The sequence below is a fragment of the Hadarchaeum sp. (SeqCode) genome, from assembly GCF_038871235.1.
GTDB lineage: Archaea > Hadarchaeota > Hadarchaeia > Hadarchaeales > Hadarchaeaceae > Hadarchaeum.
Genome location: NZ_JAVZIN010000003.1, coordinates 24,019 through 42,813, shown reverse-complemented (window position 1 = coordinate 42,813; position 18,795 = coordinate 24,019). Strand labels below are relative to the sequence as shown.

The 18,795-nt window shown below is 48.9% G+C and carries 22 protein-coding genes; 13 read left to right on the top strand and 9 right to left on the bottom strand.

All coding sequences use genetic code 11. From position 1 onward, the window contains the following. The first annotated feature begins 96 nt into the window (after positions 1-96). The 3 genes from QXT02_RS01915 to QXT02_RS01905 all read left to right on the top strand — a co-directional run bounded on the left by QXT02_RS01915 (position 97) and on the right by QXT02_RS01905 (position 3,130). Positions 97-1,044: a DUF1152 domain-containing protein gene (locus QXT02_RS01915; protein WP_342811633.1), complete on the top strand. Its 948-nt coding sequence runs from the start codon at positions 97-99 to the stop codon at positions 1,042-1,044. 274 nt (positions 1,045-1,318) lie between these two features. Then, positions 1,319-2,083, top strand: a complete 765-nt coding sequence (locus tag QXT02_RS01910; RefSeq protein ID WP_342811632.1) for a stage II sporulation protein M — start codon at positions 1,319-1,321, stop codon at positions 2,081-2,083. Between the two features lie 66 nt (positions 2,084-2,149). Further along, positions 2,150-3,130 carry an NOG1 family protein gene (locus tag QXT02_RS01905; protein ID WP_342811631.1) on the top strand — a complete coding sequence of 327 codons (981 nt, stop codon included), beginning with the start codon at positions 2,150-2,152 and terminating at the stop codon, positions 3,128-3,130. 10 nt (positions 3,131-3,140) lie between these two features. Here the strand turns inward: QXT02_RS01905 and QXT02_RS01900 are convergent, their stop codons facing one another. Next, a complete protein-coding gene (locus QXT02_RS01900; protein WP_342811630.1) occupies positions 3,141-3,623 on the bottom strand; it encodes an adenosine-specific kinase in 483 nt (160 codons plus the stop codon). A 127-nt stretch (positions 3,624-3,750) separates the two neighbouring features. Between QXT02_RS01900 and QXT02_RS01895 the strand changes: the two genes are divergently transcribed. Then, positions 3,751-4,140, top strand: a complete 390-nt coding sequence (locus QXT02_RS01895) for a proteasome assembly chaperone 4 family protein (protein WP_342811629.1) — start codon at positions 3,751-3,753, stop codon at positions 4,138-4,140. A 9-nt stretch (positions 4,141-4,149) separates the two neighbouring features. Here QXT02_RS01895 and QXT02_RS01890 read toward each other — a convergent pair whose 3' ends face one another. Further along, entirely contained in the window at positions 4,150-4,425 is a 276-nt protein-coding gene (locus QXT02_RS01890; protein WP_342811628.1) for a hypothetical protein, read from the bottom strand. Between the two features lie 113 nt (positions 4,426-4,538). Between QXT02_RS01890 and QXT02_RS01885 the strand changes: the two genes are divergently transcribed. Further along, positions 4,539-4,829: a hypothetical protein gene (locus tag QXT02_RS01885; protein WP_342811627.1), complete on the top strand. Its 291-nt coding sequence runs from the start codon at positions 4,539-4,541 to the stop codon at positions 4,827-4,829. A 120-nt stretch (positions 4,830-4,949) separates the two neighbouring features. On the opposite strand, the gene QXT02_RS01880 is transcribed toward QXT02_RS01885, so the two are convergent. The 5 genes from QXT02_RS01880 to rtcA are packed head-to-tail and all read right to left on the bottom strand — an operon-like array spanning position 4,950 to position 10,230. Continuing rightward, a complete protein-coding gene (locus QXT02_RS01880; RefSeq protein WP_342811626.1) occupies positions 4,950-6,029 on the bottom strand; it encodes an isocitrate/isopropylmalate dehydrogenase family protein in 1,080 nt (359 codons plus the stop codon). Continuing rightward, positions 6,008-6,526, bottom strand: coding sequence for a 3-isopropylmalate dehydratase small subunit (locus QXT02_RS01875; RefSeq protein ID WP_342811625.1), 519 nt, complete (start codon positions 6,524-6,526; stop codon positions 6,008-6,010). Before QXT02_RS01875 ends, QXT02_RS01880 begins: the two co-directional genes overlap by 22 nt. A 2-nt stretch (positions 6,527-6,528) precedes the next feature. Next, complete coding sequence (locus QXT02_RS01870) at positions 6,529-7,788, bottom strand: 3-isopropylmalate dehydratase large subunit (RefSeq protein ID WP_342811624.1); 1,260 nt, start codon at positions 7,786-7,788, stop codon at positions 6,529-6,531. A gap of 13 nt (positions 7,789-7,801) precedes the next feature. Then, positions 7,802-9,109 (bottom strand): hypothetical protein, encoded by a 1,308-nt coding sequence (locus QXT02_RS01865; RefSeq protein WP_342811623.1) that lies wholly within the window; start codon positions 9,107-9,109, stop codon positions 7,802-7,804. Between the two features lie 47 nt (positions 9,110-9,156). Next, positions 9,157-10,230, bottom strand: coding sequence for an RNA 3'-terminal phosphate cyclase (rtcA, locus tag QXT02_RS01860; protein WP_342811622.1), 1,074 nt, complete (start codon positions 10,228-10,230; stop codon positions 9,157-9,159). Between the two features lie 53 nt (positions 10,231-10,283). Between rtcA and QXT02_RS01855 the strand changes: the two genes are divergently transcribed. Both QXT02_RS01855 and QXT02_RS01850 read left to right on the top strand, forming a co-directional pair. After that, positions 10,284-10,583, top strand: a complete 300-nt coding sequence (locus tag QXT02_RS01855) for an MGMT family protein (RefSeq protein ID WP_342811621.1) — start codon at positions 10,284-10,286, stop codon at positions 10,581-10,583. A 19-nt stretch (positions 10,584-10,602) separates the two neighbouring features. Next, positions 10,603-11,565: a beta-propeller domain-containing protein gene (locus tag QXT02_RS01850; protein WP_342811620.1), complete on the top strand. Its 963-nt coding sequence runs from the start codon at positions 10,603-10,605 to the stop codon at positions 11,563-11,565. Positions 11,566-11,578: 13 nt separating this feature from the next. On the opposite strand, the gene QXT02_RS01845 is transcribed toward QXT02_RS01850, so the two are convergent. Continuing rightward, positions 11,579-12,109 (bottom strand): nicotinamide-nucleotide adenylyltransferase, encoded by a 531-nt coding sequence (locus tag QXT02_RS01845; protein WP_342811619.1) that lies wholly within the window; start codon positions 12,107-12,109, stop codon positions 11,579-11,581. Between the two features lie 71 nt (positions 12,110-12,180). Continuing rightward, entirely contained in the window at positions 12,181-12,885 is a 705-nt protein-coding gene (locus tag QXT02_RS01840) for a hypothetical protein (protein WP_342811618.1), read from the bottom strand. Positions 12,886-13,153: 268 nt separating this feature from the next. Between QXT02_RS01840 and QXT02_RS01835 the strand changes: the two genes are divergently transcribed. The 6 genes from QXT02_RS01835 (at position 13,154) to arcC (ending at position 18,792) form a co-directional block, all read left to right on the top strand. Further along, positions 13,154-14,365, top strand: a complete 1,212-nt coding sequence (locus QXT02_RS01835; RefSeq protein WP_342811617.1) for a hypothetical protein — start codon at positions 13,154-13,156, stop codon at positions 14,363-14,365. A gap of 13 nt (positions 14,366-14,378) precedes the next feature. Continuing rightward, positions 14,379-14,648 (top strand): hypothetical protein, encoded by a 270-nt coding sequence (locus tag QXT02_RS01830; protein WP_342811616.1) that lies wholly within the window; start codon positions 14,379-14,381, stop codon positions 14,646-14,648. Positions 14,649-14,767: 119 nt separating this feature from the next. Continuing rightward, positions 14,768-15,652: an acetylglutamate kinase gene (argB, locus tag QXT02_RS01825; protein ID WP_342811615.1), complete on the top strand. Its 885-nt coding sequence runs from the start codon at positions 14,768-14,770 to the stop codon at positions 15,650-15,652. A gap of 1 nt (position 15,653) precedes the next feature. Then, a complete protein-coding gene (locus tag QXT02_RS01820) occupies positions 15,654-16,838 on the top strand; it encodes an aspartate aminotransferase family protein (protein ID WP_342811614.1) in 1,185 nt (394 codons plus the stop codon). After that, on the top strand, positions 16,835-17,767 hold the full coding sequence (argF, locus tag QXT02_RS01815) for an ornithine carbamoyltransferase (RefSeq protein ID WP_342811613.1): 933 nt from the start codon (positions 16,835-16,837) through the stop codon (positions 17,765-17,767). The genes QXT02_RS01820 and argF overlap by 4 nt, the downstream gene beginning before the upstream one ends. A 59-nt stretch (positions 17,768-17,826) precedes the next feature. Continuing rightward, positions 17,827-18,792, top strand: a complete 966-nt coding sequence (gene arcC, locus QXT02_RS01810) for a carbamate kinase (protein ID WP_342811612.1) — start codon at positions 17,827-17,829, stop codon at positions 18,790-18,792. The last annotated feature ends 3 nt before the right edge of the window (positions 18,793-18,795 follow it).

Below are 18,795 nucleotides of genomic sequence, written 5' to 3'. Positions count from 1 at the left end.
CTGGTTTACTGGGGCAGGATAAATTGTTAGCGTTATAGCTTGAAACAAACCGAAACCCGATTTATACAGAAAAGGCCAAATTGGTAAGGAGCATATATGAAGAAATCATTTGAATCCTTGGCCAAAAATTCCCGACGTGCCGTGGTGGTTGGAATCGGGGGAGGCGGAGATATCATCGGAGCCATACCCACCTCGCGCTACCTCCGCTGGCTGGGAACACCTACCATCCTCGGCGGACTTACCTGGGAACGCTATGTCAACGACCCGGAGCCAGGGCCAAGAAAGATGGAGGAGATAGTTGACATCGAACTGCTCTCACCAACGGTGGGGCTGGCCAACGAAAGAACTCGAACTACTAAGGGAATAAGATTCACCGAATCCGTTGTGGCCGAGGTGCTCCAAGAGAGAACTTTACTTATCGACCTGAACCAAGGGGTAAAAGGGGTAATCGAAGGCCTTAACGAGGCCATGCGGAAACTTGACGCTGACCTCTTCGTAGGCATCGATGTCGGCGGCGATGTCCTCGGCGATGGTCGGGAGAAGGGCCTCCACAGCATGCTCGCCGACAGCATGATGCTCTCGGCAATGGCCAACCTTGAGGTGCCAACAGTTCTCGGCGTCTTGGGCTGCTGTATGGATGGTGAACTAACCTTTGACGAATTTAACCGGCAATTGGCAAAAATCGCGGCACACGGAGGTCTGCTCGGCGCCAGATGTCTGACACCTGAGGACGTCGAGATACTCGAGGAGGTAATTCCCCGAACTAAGACCGAGGCGAGTCTGCTCGCCGTCAAAGCCGCAAAAGGGCTTACTGGGGAGGTTGAAATAAGAGGTGGGCGTTGTAAGGTGCAGGTAACACCAATGTCCGCGCTCACCTTTTATCTTGACACTAGGATTGTCTTCGAAAACATCAGCAAGGTGGCGAAGGCGCTGGTGCCAACAACAAGCTTGGACGAGGCCAATGAAATACTGAAGCGGGCAAATTTACCAAGCGAGCTTGAATTTGAAAGAAGCTTTGCCTGGAAACGCTACGTGAAAGAGTAAAATTAAGGCTTAATTTTCCGATTGTCTTGTAGCTGAATCCGAATGTTAAGGCCGAGGCCGATCTCCATAATTTTACCAACAATCCACCGTTACTGTGGGGCAAACGTTCGCCAATTTTATTGATGCCCGAACTCAATGCCGATCCATGTAGCTATTAGATGCCCAAAAAGAAATAATTTTGAGTTTCATGAACAATTCGAAACGCGCTTTGACCGGTGCTCTAAGCAGAAACTCCGCTGCCATCAGCTTCATAACACTATCTTTCCTGACCATTATGTTTATGAGCACCGCCTACTTCCTATTGTCCTTCGACCGCGAGCAATTCATCAACTTACCCGAGGTTAAAAAGTACGACAGCTTGCTGGAAAACGTCATGGTAATGGACGAATGGTCAAGGACAAAGTTCTACTGGACAAACAACCTTAAAGTCATCAGCATTTATGTAACTGCCTTTCCAATCTATACCGGGACTGCCTCCATCCTTATGACGAGTCACCAAATAGGGCTCGCATTAGTGTACAACTACCACCTTCACGGACCAATTGTGCTACTTACATTCATGGCCGTCATCTTTCTGCATGGTACTCTCGAACTTACCGGGGCTTTCATCGTTGGTGCGGCCTCGCTGCGGCTCGGCTGGAAGCTTTGGAGCTACCTTGGCAAAGTTCTGGCGGCGGGATCATGGAAGATCACCAAGAGGGGAAAAGCAGTTGCCAAGAAATATTTAGTTGACTATATCATCCTTGTCGCTCTGGGGCTAACCCTGATAATCATGGCGGCTCCAGTCGAGGCGTACTTGTCACCGAGCGCCAGCGTTTTGTTTCTGGTTTCACCATTGGTGGCGATTTTCTTCCTCGTCGTCGCAATGTTCTTCTTCGTCTCAATCATCAGGGCGGGATTCAACCCGATGCTGCAAAAGATTTCCTTGGTGATGAAGGAGGCTAAGGAACTGGCCTCTGGAAGGTGGAGGTCTAATCAGCTCTCATTGCTGACCTTCATTGTACTTTTTCTGCTGACGTGGTTTGGGTTGCTAGGCTGAGCCGGGCTTGATTTAATTAAAACATGGTATTATTACAGTCGCGACCCGTACTTAATCTTGATGATTATGGAAAAGATAACCTTGGGAAAGCTGCCAAATGTATTAACTGCTAGAGAACTAATCGACACCGCTTTCAAAAGAGCCTCCGAGGGTACAGCTAGGGTCGAGGGGTCACCGCGAGAGGTGGCGATTCAGAGGGAACGGCAGCGCATAACGATAGCAACGACGACGATAGCTGAATACCTTAGGAAAATCGTTGTTGACTTTCCCTCCTTGGCCGACCTGCCGCCTTTTTACCGCGACCTCGTCGAAGCCATCGAAGGCATTGACGAGCTGAGAAAGTCGCTGGGTGCGATCGGCGGTACGGCCAAAGTCGTGGACAAGATTAGACGCGAACAGCTGAGGAAGCTTAAGATGATCAAAAATCCCGCTGAAGCCGCTGCAGTGCGTCGGCAAGCCTATGGTAGGATCTCCTCGGTTCTAAAGAAAATAGATCGTAACCTGATTTTTTTGAAGGAGGCCGCCAAGAGGCTCTCAGATCTGCCCGACGTCTACCTTGACCTGCCAACAATCGTTATCGCGGGCTATCCCAACGTGGGCAAATCAACGCTGTTGAAGGCTCTGACCGGATCCGCTCCGAAGATCGCCCCCTATCCATTTACCACCACGGGGTTGCAACTGGGATATTTTGAGCACGGACACCAGCGCTACCAAGTCATTGACACACCGGGATTGTTGGATAGGCCTCTAGAAAAACGGAACAAAGTTGAGCTACAGGCCATATCGGCCTTGAAACACCTCGCCAAGAGCATTGTGTTCATCCTAGACCCTTCCGAAAGCTGTGGCTATCGGTCGAAGGATCAGCTAAATCTTCTGGAAGATGTGAGGAAATCTTTCCCTGAAACTAAAGTTTTCGTGGTCGTCAACAAAACCGACCTACTAAATAAAGAGAAAATCGAGGAAATGCGGAAGGTTCATCCAGATGTCCTATTTATAACGGCGACTACTGGCGAAGGTGTTTCAGAGCTAAAACAAAAATTAATTTGATCGGGAACCATCAAAGCTTGTAGCCTATCTTCCTCAGGAACTCCTTTCGCCAAGCCACGTCTTTCTCTGTTTCAATACCCTGACTCTTGAAGCCGTCCACCACTCCTAAAATTCCGCGGCCCTGCTCGGTCTCAGCTAAGACAATCTGCAACGGATTGGCGGTGGCTGCGAAAATGTTGCAGATCTCAGTTATCTCCTTAATTCTGTTCAAAACGTTTATCGGATAGGCTCCTTTTATTAAAATCAGTAGGCTGTGACCAGCTCCGATCTCGAGCGCTTTTTTTGCCGCAAATTCCTCGAGCCCCGAATCCGTGCCGCTGTGCCTGACGAGACAGGGCCCGCTTGATTCACAAAAGGCCAACCCAAATTTCAATCCCGGAACAGAAGTCACCAGCGCCTCGTGCACATCCTCAACCGTCTTGATGAAGTGCGACTGACAGAGAATCACGTTGCAGCCCTCAGGAGGAACTAATTCCACTATTTTTAGCTCCAACTATTTTCCCCCGGTCAAATTAACCTTTAATGCCTGCCTTTAAAAGTGTCCCGGAGCCCCAGAAACCCCCTCCAGTCCCTAAATCACTAAATATTTCGCAACCCGTACATTATCTTGGGAAAACTCGATGAAAACTCACCTCAGGATTAGTGCTGGGAGAGGAAAACATAAAGTTCAGCTTGCTCTCTTGCTTGCTGGAAAAGACCTCGTTGTAGCGATATTCGGCGGAAACTATCCCCATGTGGGGGCCGTGGCGGTAGCGGTTCCTAGGCCCAGCCTTAAGAACCCCAATAAACTGAGCGCCACCTCATCTATCTTCACTTTGATTGGACACAAGGACGACGAGATCGCTAGGACAGCCTCCGAGGAACTAGCCCGAGAACTAAACCGCGTCGTCGTGGTCTCTGTCGGAATTCATCAAAACAACGCTAGCGAAACTGATATTCAAAAATTCATACAAAATGCTCGACAGGCTGTGAAAAAAGCGATAATTCTCCTCAAAGGGGAAAACAGCTAAAATTGTGCCCTAATCTGATCTCACTAAAATTTTCCCGGCATGGGCTGCTAGTACAATTAATCCAAACCAGAAAACCAAGTCTATCTGTAGGGCCAAGAGGTCAACCCTCCATGGTGCCGCTGGCGGCCCGATTATCGTGATGTAAGTATGGGTGGCCCAGGTGAGAGGAATTCCGTAATCAACATGCACGTAGTCGGGCCACTCGTAATAAAAACCCCAAGTTAAACAAGCAAAAGCAATCGCTGCTAGAGCCAACACCAATAGATTTGGAATAAATTTTTTCATACAACCACTGTTTAGTTTTAATCCCTCAATTCGGCTTTAAGCTTGCCCCTTTCAAAAAAGTAGACAAAAAAGAAGTTTTAAGTTTTGGTCTGTAAAAGTGAAAGGTGGAGAAAATGGAACTCGTGGAATTTGCCTGGGTTGTGCCCATAGTTGCGGCTTTCATCATAGGGCTGTTAGTCGGAGCCATCATTAAAAAAGCTTTTAACCTCATGGTACTTCTCATCGCCCTCATCCTCGTCCTTGTTGCTACCGGAGCACTGAGCTTGAGCTTTCACGATCTGTTTGATAAGGCTATGCAAATGCTGCCCAAACTTTACGAAGCCGGCAGCGGATGGATTAATGTCCTGCCTTACTCTTCAGTCGCCTTTCTCTTCGGGCTGGCTCTTGGGCTCTGGAAGGGATAAATAAAAAATCTGGGCCAAATTTAAAACATGGGAGAAAGTTCTAGGCTTTTATGGAATTGACGCAGATAATCAATCATCTTTATTTACAAACCGACCGAGTCCCTTATCACCGATCCAAAACTAACACAGCGCTTCAATGATTGCGTCTGCCATCTCAGAAGTACCTGCCGCAGTCGGGTCTTCTGGATCTGGTTTGAGATCGTAGGTGACTCGCTTGCCCTCTTTTATAACTCTGGCCACAGCCTCTTCCAACCTTCGTGCAGCCTCCAGCTCCCCCAGATAGCGCAACAACATAACTCCGGAAAGAACAGCTGCCGTTGGGTTGACCTTGTTCTTCCCCGCATACTTCGGGGCGCTGCCATGAGTTGGCTCAAAAACTGCCACCTGGTCTCCAATGTTGGCACCGGGAGCAACGCCTAGGCCACCGACCAGCCCGGCACATAAGTCTGAGAGAATGTCACCGTAGAGGTTGGGTGCGACTATTACATCATACAATTCAGGCTTCTGCACCAGCTGCATGCACATATTATCGACAATCCTATCCTCAAAGGCGATGTCAGGGAACTCGGCTGCCACTCTCCTTGCCGTCTCCAAAAACACGCCGTCGGAAAACTTCATGATATTGGCCTTGTGCACCGCGGTGACCTTCTTCCTGCCGTTCCGCCTAGCGTAGTTAAAGGCAAACCTGACTATCCTTTCAGAGGCTGCTGGTGAAATCGGCTTCAAGCTTATGCCAGATCCTTCACGAATTACTGTCTTTTTTCTTTCCCTGACAAATCTGATGAACTCCTCAGTTTCAGGCTTTCCGGGCTCGTATTCAATGCCAGCGTACAGGTCCTCGGTGTTCTCCCTAACCACGATAAGATCAACGCCGATATATCTGGAGCGCACGCCGGGATACCATTTGCAAGGCCTCAGGCAGGCATAGAGGTCAAGTTCCTTTCTCAGGGCCACATTGACACTTCTGAAGCCGCTGCCAACTGGGGTAGTAATAGGTCCCTTCAAAGCCACCCCATTTCTCTTTATCGACTCCAAGACCTCCTCCGGGAGCGGTGTACCATACTTAGGAATAACCTCAGCTCCGGCCTCAACTACCTCCCATTTTATCCTAACGCCAGTGGCCTCAATACATCTCCTCGCCGCAGTCATGACTTCCGGGCCGACCCCGTCACCGTAGATCAGCGTGACGACGTGCTCCACTTAAACTCACCATACTTCCGGTACTGCTCGACCAAGCCGCCGTCTTCTAACATCTGTAACAGAAACTCCGGAACGGGCTTGGCCCTGAAGGACTCACCAGTAGTCAGGTTCAAGATCGTCCCCCCCCTCAGATCTATTTCAAGCACGTCACCTTGCTTCGCCCGATCGTGAAGCTCATGGCACTCAACGACAGGAAGCCCAACGTTGAAGCTGTTCCGGTAGAATATCCTGGCAAACGACTTGGCCACAATTGCACCGACTCCCAGCTGTCTTAGGACCAGAGGAGCCTGTTCCCGGCTGGAACCACAACCGAAATTTTCACCGGCAACGATGATGTCCCCTCTTTTCACCAGCCGGGCAAAATCAGGCGCAAACGTTTCCATCGCATGCTTCGCCAGTTCATCCAAATCGATCGTCTTGAACTTGTATTTACCTGAGATAATGGCATCGGTGCTGACCGAGTCCCCAAATTTCCAAACCTGTCCCTTTATTACCAAAGTTATCCCTCTATAAACCTTCTTGGATCCGTCAACTCCCCAGTTACCGCTGAAGCTGCCGCTGTCAGTGGGGAGACCAGATATATCTGCGCTTCCTTGCTACCCATTCTTCCCATAAAGTTCCGGTTCGATGTCGAAACGCAGACCTCACCCTGGCCCAGAACTCCCAGATGGCCGCCAGGGCAGGGGCCGCAGCCAGGGCCATAAATGGAACAGCCGGCCTCAGCCAGAATCTGCAACAGCCCCATCTTCATGGCCTCAAGATAAACCTCGCGAGATGCGGGTATCACCAGCATTCTCACTCCTTCTTTAACCTTTCTTCCTTTCAGGATCTTAGCGGCATCGAGAAGGTCCTCAAACCTGCCGTTGGTGCAGCTGCCCAAGAAAACCTGATTCACCCTGATGCCATCCACCTCACTGACCGGTCTGACATTATCCACGGAACTTGGACAGGCGACCATGGGCTCCAGCTCCTCAGCAGAAATTTCAAAGATCTTTGAATACTCGGCGTCCGGATCGCTCCTCAGATAATCTCCCTCTACCCGCGTTCTCCCCTTGAGGAACTCCTTAACCTTTTCATCGGGTTCAACTATTCCGTTCTTGGCCCCCATCTCAACTACCATGTTGCAGAGAGTCATTCTGCCTGAGACGCTCATTCCAGCTACGACATCGCCAGAAAACTCAATTGCCTTGTAGGTGGCGCCATCAGCACCGATTAGTCCCAAGATGTGCAAAATTACGTCCTTCGGCACGACCCCGATGGGCATCGGACCATTTACCTCACATCTAATGGACTCAGGCACCCGGAACCAGAGCTTCCCGGAAACCATGACGGCGGCCAGTTCCGTGGAGCCAATACCTGTGGAGAAAGCCCCAAACGCACCATAGGTACAAGTGTGTGAATCAGCACCGACGATCACACGGCCCGGCAGGACATAACCTTTTTCAGGCATTATCTGATGGCAGATCCCCTCGCCGACATCAAACAGCTTAATGCCGTGCTCAGCGGCAAACTGTCTCATCAATATGTGAAGATTTGAGGTTCCTTCTGACGAACTCGGGGCGATGTGATCAATAACTAAGGCGACCCTGCGGGGATCCCAGACCTTCTTAGCCCCCATTTCGCGGAAGGCCTTGATGGCCAGCGGCGCCGTGCCATCGTGAGCCATGCAGGTATCTATCGGCGCTACTATCAGATCTCCGGGAGAAACGTCCATCCCAGCTGCCCTGCCCAATATCTTCTCCGTTATCGTTTTTCCCATGCTCTCACAGGACCTACTTCATCTCGAACCCTACTTTCTGAGCCAGATTTCTGAACTCTGTGTCCTTAATTGGGTATCTCCTCAATCCGGAGACAAATTTATCCTTGATTATGTCAACCAGCTTGGCCAGCCTAGGATCGTCCTCTGAAATCTTCTGCCCAGTCAACTGCTCCAGCTTCAGCCTAATACCATGCTTACCTGATCTCTTCCCAATCACGATCGTCCGCTTCTGCCCGACGAGTTCCGGGGGGAAAAGCTCATAGGTCAACGGCGAGGCCATGAGCCCGTGAATGTGGACTCCGGACTCGTGGGCGAAAGCCAAGTCTCCAACGATGGATTTGTTCAGAGGAACGTTGTACTTCAGCGCCGAGGCCATAAAAATGGTGAGTTCCCTCAGATAGCGGAGGTCCCATTTTTTCATGCCGTGGTGTAGATAACAGTTCATGATGATCTTCTCAGTTTCCACGTTTCCGGATCGCTCCCCAATGCCAAGAAAGGTAGAACTCACGTAGATCTTGTCGTAAAGCCCAGAAGCAGCTCGGATCGCCGCCATGGTGTTCTCCAAAGAAGTTCCCATGTCATCGTGGGTGTGTATCTCGAGATAAGGTATCTTGGTCTCCTCCTTCATCTTCCTCACCTTCATTGGGATACCAATCGGGAGCGGATCATTTGGGTCAGAAGAACCGCAACCAATGGTGTCGCAGATACGGTAGACGCTGGCTCCGGCCTCGGCCACCGTGTTTACGAAGTACTTCTCGAAGTTCCAGTCGGCCCTCGTGCTGTCCTCACCGTGCACAAAAACATCCAGACCATGGTCCTTGGCATAGAGGACAACATCAGCTACTCTCTTCACCAAATCCTGCAAGGGAACATCAGACCACTTCTCAAAATGAATGTAGGAAACTGGGTGGGAAATTCCGACCTGCTTAAAATCGAGCTGCAGCGCGGAATCTACGTCCTCCTTAGAAGCCCGACACCAAGCAGCAATCATGTCTCCCAAGCCCTTGTCCTGCATCATCCTGATTGCCTCCTTATCAGACTTGGTGTAAGTCATAACCTCAAGCCTCTCCACGCCGATGTCCCTGAGAAACTCAGCAATTCTGGCGGCGTCGGCGGGCAAAGGACTCACGAGACCCGCCATCTGCAGTCCATCCCTCAACGTCGTATCGTCTATGATAACGTCAAGATTCAAACGACGCGGGGGATAAATGCTCTCCCTTATTTTCTCCCATTTATCTAGGTCGAACTCGGTAAGTGTTATGCCTTTCATCTTCTCCACATATTCACGCCTAGCCTGCTCCATTTTTTCAAGATCTATCACTGATCTCACCCGACATGACACTTTCGATTTAATTCGGTCTCAACATATTAAGATTTATCCGTTTTTTTGAACCCAATGCCAGTAACCGTTATTTTACCGGGTCGACCGAGTTCCCCAAAAACCTCAATATCCACGCCCAGAATTCTGCGCACCAGTTCGATATTAGTGATGGTGTGTGAAGTGAGCGAAGTACAGGTTATCTCTGAAGTACCTTCAGCGAGGGCCAAGTAGGGAATGAGCTGATCGGATAGATAGCGATCGCATGCCCCACCTGTTCTCAGTTGCACAATCAAATCAAGAGCAGCCTCACGGCCAACTTTTTCAGATGGTTTACCGGGTTCTCCCAGCGAGCTGGTACCAATAATTGCTCCACTATCTGTTTCAGCCCAGATGGTTAATCCAGCACCGGGTCCGAGGTGCGGGTCCTGTTCAATTTGATACGACTCACACCGGATGTCCACGGGAGCCCTAAGCGACTTTAACAACTCCAAACTGGCGGCGTGGGCAATTCTGGTTGCTACCCGCGGCGGTAGTCTCACCGCATGGGCAACTCCGGCCACCCTCAATATCTTACCTTGATTAACAAGACTTATAGACTTAAACTGCTCCACAGGTTCAATCTTTGCCCGAACTATGCCCCCGCCTCGTGGATAGTGTCCACGCCTGAGACATTCGACCTCGCCGCGGTAGCCCATGCGGCGAAGTATTGGAATAGTAACGTTCTTTAAATAGTCGATCGGTGGTGCCATCGGGTTGTCCGTCCCACCCCTTATCTCAATATCAACCGGCCCACTCGCAAAGGCAACTGCCGGCATGAGTATCTGCAGAATTAAGGTGGTGCTACCAGCTGTGCCTATATCAACGTGGTATCGGCCAGCTTGAATCTCACCTGGAATAAAAGTGAGTTCGGTTGAATTCAGCATCGCTCCACGAAGCTCAGCACCAGTGATTTTTGCCAAGGCCTCGACACCATGGAGATGCTGCGCCTGAAGCCCGGGCTTGTCTCTACCGGCTCTGATGTTAAAAATATGAATCGGCTGTCCGCTCACGGCCCCGAGCGCTAGAGCGGTGCGAAGAACCGCACCGCCTCCCTCACCCATCGATCCATCGATCTCGATCATCAGAAGAAGATAGGAACTCCGGATATAATAAGTAAGAAACAATATTGTGGTGTATGCAAGAATTCCAGCGCCAGGTTCTGGAGCTGACGGCAAAAATTCCACGCGGGAAGGTAACGACCTACAAGCAAATCGCCCTAGCGATGGGGAAACCGAAGGCCTACAGAGCGGTGGCTAGGGCTTTGGCAAAAAATCCCCACCCAATAAAAATTCCTTGTCATCGGGTTATCAAATCAGACGGCCATATTGGAGGCTACGCTGGAGGGATCGAGAAAAAGAAAAATCTTCTGTTGCACGAGGGAGTCGAAATAAAGGGAAATAAGGTGTTTTTGTCCAAATACTTTTTTAAATTATGAAATTGATTTTGAACCGGACATGGGTTTATTATCCGACCCTGATTCGCTTAACAACATTTACATAACCTACACCGGCGCCCAGATGGTTAGCATGCAAGGTAAAGAGGAATGGCTTACCAACACGAAGATACACAAAATATCTATATTAAATGGAAAAATCGAGTACAGGGTAGGAGGAGAAGTTCCAGGACAAGTTCTGAACCAATTCTCCATGGACGAACACAATGATTACTTCAGAATAGCGACCACAACGGGAGACATTTGGAGCGGCAACGCCAAGAACAATATTTACGTTCTTAACAAGGACCTTGACGTCGCGGGAAAAATCGAGGGACTTGCGCCGGGTGAACGGATCTACTCAGCCAGATTCATGGGCAATCGCGCTTATCTTGTGACCTTTGTGAAGGTGGATCCACTTTTTGTCATAGACCTTTCTGATCCGGTTAATCCCAGGATACTAGGGGAACTCAAAATTCCCGGCTACTCTGATTATCTGCATCCATATGATGAATTACATATAATCGGTTTGGGGAAGGAGACTACCAACTATCCAGACGCTGAATTCGCCCTTTATCAGGGTGTAAAGCTGGCTATCTTCGACGTGAGTGACCCTGAAAAACCAAAAGAGATTTCCAAATACATAATCGGGGAAAGAGGAACCGATTCCTATGCCTTATACGATCACAGGGCCTTTCTGTTCAGCAAATCGAAAAATCTTCTCGTGATTCCGATTACCTTGGTAGAGAACGGAACGTGGGACTGGCAAGGCGCATACGTCTTCAACGTTTCGCCTACTGATGGTCTAGATTTAAAGGACAAAATTACCCATGCAGAATCGATCAGTCAAGAAACGGCTCTGGACCCTACCAGCTTCGTCGTGAGATCGCTTTACATAAACGAAATTCTGTACACGATATCTGAATTTCAGGTAAAAATGAACAATTTATTCGACATTGAGGAAATCAACATTATCAAAATTTAACTCCTCAGCCAACTTAGCTCATCAAATAATCTGTCTTTGAGAGATCCTTCAATCGTTCCACTCCTCTGATCTCACGCATGACCTCAACAACAGCTTCTGGCACGAGACTCTCCCAATCACCACCGTTTATCATCCTATCCCTAATCTCGTGACCCCAGTATTCCTTGCGCTTTATCATCGGAGGAGAGCGGGTCTTAAAACCAGCCTCTTTGAAAAGCCTTCTCACCAGAGGGTTGCCTGAGTAAGCTACTTCAAATGGTGGGGAAAGTGAAACCACGTGCGAAACCCAAACCGCGTTGTTATGAACGTCCGGGATTGGTATTATGTGCACGCGCGTCAAATCAACCTTGGCCTCGGTCAGCGACCTCACCAGCATGAGCACGCGCTCCCCCGCGGTGAACGGGTTCTCAAGGGTGTGGCTCTCCTGTGCACTTCCGACGCCAATTATCAACTCGTCAACCTCCTTGAGTATCTGCTTAAAAATCTCCAGATGCCCCAGATGCGGTGGTTGAAAACGACCGATGATGATGCCGCGAGTTACCATCCGGCGCCCCATCTAACTTGGAACAATGCTGATTTTAACCTTTTAGTTAGTGAAGACCAAAAACTGGCAAACTAGCCTACTTCACTCAAAATGATCACGTTACCTCTGCCCTTCTTTATCCTTCGAATCAAGCCCCGGTTCTCCAAGTCCGTTAACATCAGGCTCACTTTGGCTTCCGAGTAGGGTAGTTTTTCCCTCAGCTCAAGCTGAGTGATCCTACCGCCAGCCTCCTTTATCTTATCAACTATCTCCTGAAGGTCTGCTGGCAATCCTACATATTTAATCGTCTCCCGTGACGGCTCAGCTTTAGGCTCCGGCAACCTTTTGCGGCGTTTTTTCAAATAATAAAAAACACCTACTGCTAAAATAAAAACCGCTGCCCCGATTGCGGCAGAAATTATCCAGAGACCTCCACTTTCCGGTGTTTCGATAGAGGGCACCAAGTTCGTTTCATCAGCAATTTCAACATCCTCAAACAACGGGAAAGCGATCAAATCTATGATATATTCGCCTCCCCCCTCCAAGATGGTCAAATTCTCCTCCGCGTAATAAAGGAGGACGTTATCTCGATAATAACGGGCTGTAATCACATAATTTCCCGGAGGCAGGTTGAAACTATACTCACCATTTTTGGCCACATAAACTTGCACCGGAGTGCTATTCACCTCAACTATCGCGTTCCTCAAGGGCTCAAGATTGTACCAGTAGTAGACGGTGCCGTGAACTTTGGCAAAGTCCTCCTGCGCCACAGTCGAAGAACAAAAACCAAACACCAACACAAACGTGAATGCTAAGAGAAACTTTTTCATCATGTGTTGAGTTTTAAAAGTCTAACTTAAAATTCTTTTGTTTGATTAAAGTAATTGAAGCCATTATAAAGCTTTGTAAAGCAATAGGAGAAATTTATAGGCTTTTCTAACTCAAGAAAAGGAAAGTATATTTAAAAAATTTTTCTTGGCAACTTGTGTTTGAAAAATCAATGATCCGCGCGCGCGATAGGGGCCGCGCGGGGAGTTTAACCCGAACGCGAAAAGGTGGATAAAAATGAAAACAAAAATAATAGCCACAATAATGCTGGCGCTGATGGTTATAGCCATGGCGCCTGCGGTAAGTGCCCAACCTTACGAAAAAGCAAAGAGCAACTACGAGCGAGCGAAGAATGAGTACCGGAGCACTTATTCGGACTGGAACGACGCCAACAACGAATTCAATAAAGCGATGTCGCAATGGAGAGGAAATAAAAATCAACAGAACTTCCAACAGTTAATGAACGCTGCTAGGGTAGCGGCCTCCAAAGCTGCTGACCTTATGATAAAGAACATGGAAATGATCAGAGCTAGAATCGAGGCCTCAATAGGAATATCGGAAAATCAGAAGGAAAGGCTCTACGCTGAAATCGACAACTACATAAACGAAATTCGTGCCAAACAACTGAACATCAATAACGCAGGCGAAGAACAGCAGATAAGGGCAGCTGCCGGAGAACTACACCAGTACTGGCTGAGAGTTCGCGTGAGACTCAAGCAAATGACTGGGCTAATGATGATTGAGTTCACGGAGGGTATGGTGCAAAGAGTAAGAACGATCGTGGGCAACGTTGAGGCAAAAATTCAGCTGATGAAGGAAAACGGGATCGACACTTCTACGCTGGAAAACTGGGTCGCCGATGCCCGCCTTAAAATTGAAGTTGCCGAACAGGTAGTGGCCGAAGCCGAAAACCTAGTCACTCAGATCAACGAAAACACCAGTTTTCCCGAGATGTACAGCGCTATACAAAACAAGGTAAGGAAAGCCGTACAGTACCTCAAGGATGCTCTGAATGATCTTAAAAACGCCATTATGGAAATGAAAAGACACGCCTACCACGTAACGATACAAGGTTCTGGAACTCTCGTTGCACAAGGCAACGGCAGTGTTCACTTAACCGGAACCGGCACCGTCGAGATCAGGGCGCCTATCAATGGCAACTTTATTGTATCACCAAACGCAACGGTAACTACCTATGGAGACGGAACTAAAACTCTACTCGGAAACGGATTCACCCAATACCAAGGTTACGATAACGCCTTAATCACAGGAACTGACATAACTGTCGACCTCAACGGAAACGGCATTGATATATTTGCCTCAGGGACCGGCAGGGTCAGACTAACCGGTTATGGAACCTACAAAGTCTATGGTGAAAATCGCACCCAAGAAGGATCATGGAACGCCAGCGGGATTACTGTAGTCCTAGAAACCGGGGAAGCAGCGTAGGATGGGGTCTCAGATGAAAGGAGTCCAGATTGCGGCCGTCATAGCAATAATAACGGTGGCGGCCATTGCGGCGGCTATTTTTCTTATCCCAACCACCGTTTCCTCCGAAACCACCAGCACGAGTCAGACTGCTATAGAAACGAAAAGCCCGACAACGACTCCGGAGCCAACTTCAGATGATTTCGCCACGATTGAAGAGATGCTCAACGACTTGGAGAACCTTAGCCTTGACAACTTAGACAGTGATTTTGGAATCAGCGCCATAGCAGGGAGCTGGGACTAGACTCAGCTCCCTTAAACATTTTTAATCCTTGAAAAGGGACAAGAGAAAACGTCTGGAATAGTTTTTTATCCATAAAACAAATTGTATTGAATAATGATGGTATGAATAACAGTGCCAAAATGACCGAACGGGCAAAAGTACTGCTGGAGGCACTCCCTTTCATACAGCAGTTCCACGACAAAATCATTGTCGTGAAGATGGGAGGCAGGGTAATCAGCAATGAGGAAATGCTGAACACCCTTCTGCAGGACGTAGTGCTTCTAAACCTCTTTGGCATGAAAATGGTCATCGTTCATGGTGGCGGGCCGGAAATCAGTGAGGAAATGCGCAAAAGTGGCGTGAAACCCAAGTTTATCGAGGGACTTCGCGTTACCGATGAAAAAACGATGGAAATCTTGCACGAACAGCTCGCCGGTAAGATCAATAAACAAATAGTTTTAGGAATAAACCACCACGGGGGAAAAGCCTTTGGGATTTCAGGAATGGATGGGAACCTCATCCGCGCGCGCAAGCTTATCTACAAAACCACCACCAGCAAGGGGAAAGAGGTGGAAATCGATCTCGGGCTGGTTGGAGAGGTGGAAAAGATCGATCCGGCGATAATTCATAACTTTCTAAAGGCAGGCTGTATCCCCGTTATTGCCCCAATTGGCATAGATGCGGAAGGACGCAGCCTAAACATCAATGCTGACATGGTGGCTGCCGAACTAGCTGGCGCCATGCGTGCTAAAAAACTGGTCATAATAACTGACGTCATGGGAGTGATGAGAGACCCGAACGACGAAAAAACTTTAATATCAACGTTGACGGTGGACGAAATTCAGTCACTGATTCAGCAAGGGATCGTCAAGAAGGGGATGATACCTAAAGTAGAGGCCTGTCTGAAAGCCCTCCAGCTGGGTGTGGAACGCTGCCACATCATCAACGGAAACATACCCCATGTCCTGCTACTCGAAATATTGACCGAAACCGGCGTCGGCACGATGATCGTGCGAGGCAAGTAAAATGGACGCCATAAAAACGACCGAACGCTACATCGCCCAAACCTACAAACGCCAGCCTCTAACCATCGTAAAAGGACGTGGCATGTTTGTGTGGGATTCTAAAGGAAGAAAATACTTGGACTTCGTTGCCGGCGTTGCCGTCTGCTCCTTGGGGCATTGCCATCCGGAAGTGGTCAAGGCAATCACCACCCAAGCGAGAAAGCTAATACACATCTCAAACCTATATCACATCCAGCCTCAGGCCGAACTCGCTGCTCTGTTGGTAAAAATAGCTCCTGAGTCGATTAGCAAATTCTTCTTCTGCAATTCGGGAGCGGAGGCGGTTGAGGCTGCCTTCAAGCTGGCTATAAAGCACACCAAAAGGAGAAAGATTATCGCCATGCAGGGATCGTTTCACGGCAGAACAATAGCTACCGTTGGTGCCACTTGGAAACACTCCTACCGAGAACCATTCAAAGCCCTGATCCCAAAGGCATTCGACTTCGTGCCGTTCAATAACCTAGAGGCCGTGGAAAATGCCGTTGGAAATCAAACTGCAGCCGTCATCGTTGAACCGGTCCAGGGAGAAGGGGGTGTCAACATTCCTTCTGATGACTACCTGCCTGGCCTGAGAAAAATCTGCGATGAAAATGGTCTGCTGCTAATCTGCGACGAAGTTCAAACCGGAATGGGACGCACGGGAAAATGGTTTGCCTGTGAACACTGGAATGTGCTACCCGACGAAATCACCATGGCCAAAGCCCTAGGGGGTGGCTTCCCAATCGGCTGCATGGGAGCAAAAAAAGAAATCATGGAATCTTTCAGTCCCGGTGATCATGCTTCAACCTTCGGAGGAAATCCCCTAGCTTGCTCCGCCGCAATCGCTACGGTGAAGACTATGCGGAAACTGAAGCTCCCTGAACGTGCAGCAAAAATGGGCAAATATTTTCTGAAGTCTCTGAATGAACTCGCTGAAAAATACCGGTGCATAAAGGAGGCTAGAGGCATCGGCCTACTCTTGGGGCTGGAAATGAACGAAAAATCAACCGCGGAAACTATCGTGGTTAAAGCTCGGGAACGCGGTTTTCTGATAAATTGTACCGCCGACAAAGTGCTAAGATTTGTCCCTCCGCTGATCGTGGAACAAAAACATATCGATAGCTTAATAAGCGAGCTTGATTGTATTATCGCAGAGGTTAAAAAATGAAGGGCCGCAACCTGTTGGCAATTCATGACCTGAGCGCTGGAGAAATTGAATCAATATTGAACCTAGCTGAGCAGCTGAAGAGGGAAACCAAAGAAGGTAAAACTCATGAAATTCTCCATGGGAAAACTCTAGGCATGATTTTTGCCAAACCGTCAACTAGAACCAGAGTCAGCTTTGAGACCGGTATGACGCAACTAGGTGGCCACGCCATCTACTTGGGAATGAACGACCTCCAACTCGGCCGCGGTGAAACCATCGCTGACACCGCCAGAACACTTTCCCGCTACGTAGACGCAATCATGGCGAGACTCTTCAAACACCACGACGCGGAAGAACTCGCCAAATACTCCAGTGTTCCAGTAATAAACGGGTTGACAGATCTCCACCATCCATGTCAGGCGCTGGCCGACCTTATGACCATCAGAGAAAAATTTGGTAAGCTAAAGGGACTTAACGTGGCTTGGATTGGTGATGGTAACAACGTGTGTGTCTCCCTTATGGAAGGATGCTCATTGATGGGTGTGAACTTCCACGCTGCGTGCCCCAGTGGTTACGAACCTCCTGCTGAAATCGTAAATTGGTCCAAAAACAGCGCGACAAAGAGTGGGAGCTTTGTTGAAATACAGAACGACCCGGAAAAAGCTGTGAAAAACGCCGACGTTATTTACACAGATGTTTGGGTATCTATGGGTCAAGAGGAAGAAACCAAGAAGCGCATGGAAATTTTCAAAAAATATCAAGTTAACTCAAATCTGGTTAAAAAGGCCAAACCCACTGCTATCGTGATGCACTGCCTACCGGCACATCGGGGCCAAGAAATCACCGACGAGGTAATCGACGGCCCACACTCTGCGGTCTGGGACCAAGCCGAAAACCGGATGCACGTGCAGAAGGCACTACTGGTGGCGCTGATAAAGGGGCTTCCCTAAAGGATGAGGATGACCAATATTTTTATAAGGTATCTGGCGATGGGAGATAAGGTGATGACTTGAGATTGTTGGTCGCCTTAGGTGGAAATGCCATCAAACAAGCACACGAAAAAGGCACCACCCAAGAACAGTTTATAAACTGTAAAAAAACGGCGGCTTTGCTCGCCCAAGTGGTCAAAAAAATGGGACCAGAGGATCGGCTTATTATAACCCACGGCAACGGCCCGCAGGTCGGCAACCTAGCCGTGCAACAGGACCTGGCCAAGGCCGTGATTCCACCACAAGATATGGATGTCTTGGGAGCCATGACTCAGGGACAGATAGGCTACATGCTACAACAGATGCTCGACAATCAGTTGAGAAGCCTAGGCATCAACAAACAAATCATTGCTGTGGTGAACCGCGTTTTAGTCGATAAGAACGATCCAGAGTTTCAAGGCGAAAATGCCTCCAAGCCTGTCGGCAACTTTCTCACCGAAGCTGAGGTTAAGGAGGAAAAGGCCAAACACCCCGAATACATCTTCAAGAAAGTCAAACCCACGGGCGACCGCTGCTGGAGGCGCGTAGTTCCGTCTCCGGATCCAATAGCTAACGTTGAAGCCGAGGCTATAAGAAAAATGGTCGATGCCGGGATAATTGTCATCGCCTCTGGTGGTGGAGGCATCCCTGTAATTTTAAACGACAACGGTAACTATCGTGGTGTCGACGCCGTTATCGACAAGGATCTGGCGGGGGAAAGGCTAGCCGAAGTTGTCAACGCCGATACTTTTCTAATTCTCACAGATGTGGAGAAAGTAAAGCTGAACTTCGGCAAACCTAACGAGAAAGAAATATCTAAAATGACTATAGAGGAGGCAAAACGTTATCTCAGTGAGGGTCACTTTTTGGCTGGCAGCATGGGACCAAAGGTAAAGGCTTGTATCCGTTTCTTAGAATGGGGGGGCAAACGGGCGATCATCAGTTCACTAGACAAGGTAACCGAAGCACTGGAAGGCAAAACCGGAACCCACATCGTCCGGGAATAAGAC

Excerpts from the sequence above, each read along its gene's own strand:
- QXT02_RS01915 (WP_342811633.1), top strand. The coding sequence starts at position 97 with ATGAAGAAATCATTTGAATCCTTGGCCAAAAATTCCCGACGTGCCGTG.
- QXT02_RS01910 (WP_342811632.1), top strand. The coding sequence starts at position 1,319 with ATGTTTATGAGCACCGCCTACTTCCTATTGTCCTTCGACCGCGAGCAA.
- QXT02_RS01905 (WP_342811631.1), top strand. The coding sequence starts at position 2,150 with ATGGAAAAGATAACCTTGGGAAAGCTGCCAAATGTATTAACTGCTAGA.
- QXT02_RS01895 (WP_342811629.1), top strand. The coding sequence starts at position 3,751 with ATGAAAACTCACCTCAGGATTAGTGCTGGGAGAGGAAAACATAAAGTT.
- QXT02_RS01890 (WP_342811628.1), bottom strand. The coding sequence starts at position 4,425 with ATGAAAAAATTTATTCCAAATCTATTGGTGTTGGCTCTAGCAGCGATT.
- QXT02_RS01885 (WP_342811627.1), top strand. The coding sequence starts at position 4,539 with ATGGAACTCGTGGAATTTGCCTGGGTTGTGCCCATAGTTGCGGCTTTC.
- QXT02_RS01870 (WP_342811624.1), bottom strand. The coding sequence starts at position 7,788 with ATGGGAAAAACGATAACGGAGAAGATATTGGGCAGGGCAGCTGGGATG.
- rtcA (WP_342811622.1), bottom strand. The coding sequence starts at position 10,230 with ATGATCGAGATCGATGGATCGATGGGTGAGGGAGGCGGTGCGGTTCTT.
- QXT02_RS01855 (WP_342811621.1), top strand. The coding sequence starts at position 10,284 with ATGCAAGAATTCCAGCGCCAGGTTCTGGAGCTGACGGCAAAAATTCCA.
- QXT02_RS01850 (WP_342811620.1), top strand. The coding sequence starts at position 10,603 with ATGGGTTTATTATCCGACCCTGATTCGCTTAACAACATTTACATAACC.
- QXT02_RS01845 (WP_342811619.1), bottom strand. The coding sequence starts at position 12,109 with ATGGTAACTCGCGGCATCATCATCGGTCGTTTTCAACCACCGCATCTG.
- QXT02_RS01835 (WP_342811617.1), top strand. The coding sequence starts at position 13,154 with ATGAAAACAAAAATAATAGCCACAATAATGCTGGCGCTGATGGTTATA.
- QXT02_RS01830 (WP_342811616.1), top strand. The coding sequence starts at position 14,379 with ATGAAAGGAGTCCAGATTGCGGCCGTCATAGCAATAATAACGGTGGCG.
- argB (WP_342811615.1), top strand. The coding sequence starts at position 14,768 with ATGACCGAACGGGCAAAAGTACTGCTGGAGGCACTCCCTTTCATACAG.
- QXT02_RS01820 (WP_342811614.1), top strand. The coding sequence starts at position 15,654 with ATGGACGCCATAAAAACGACCGAACGCTACATCGCCCAAACCTACAAA.
- argF (WP_342811613.1), top strand. The coding sequence starts at position 16,835 with ATGAAGGGCCGCAACCTGTTGGCAATTCATGACCTGAGCGCTGGAGAA.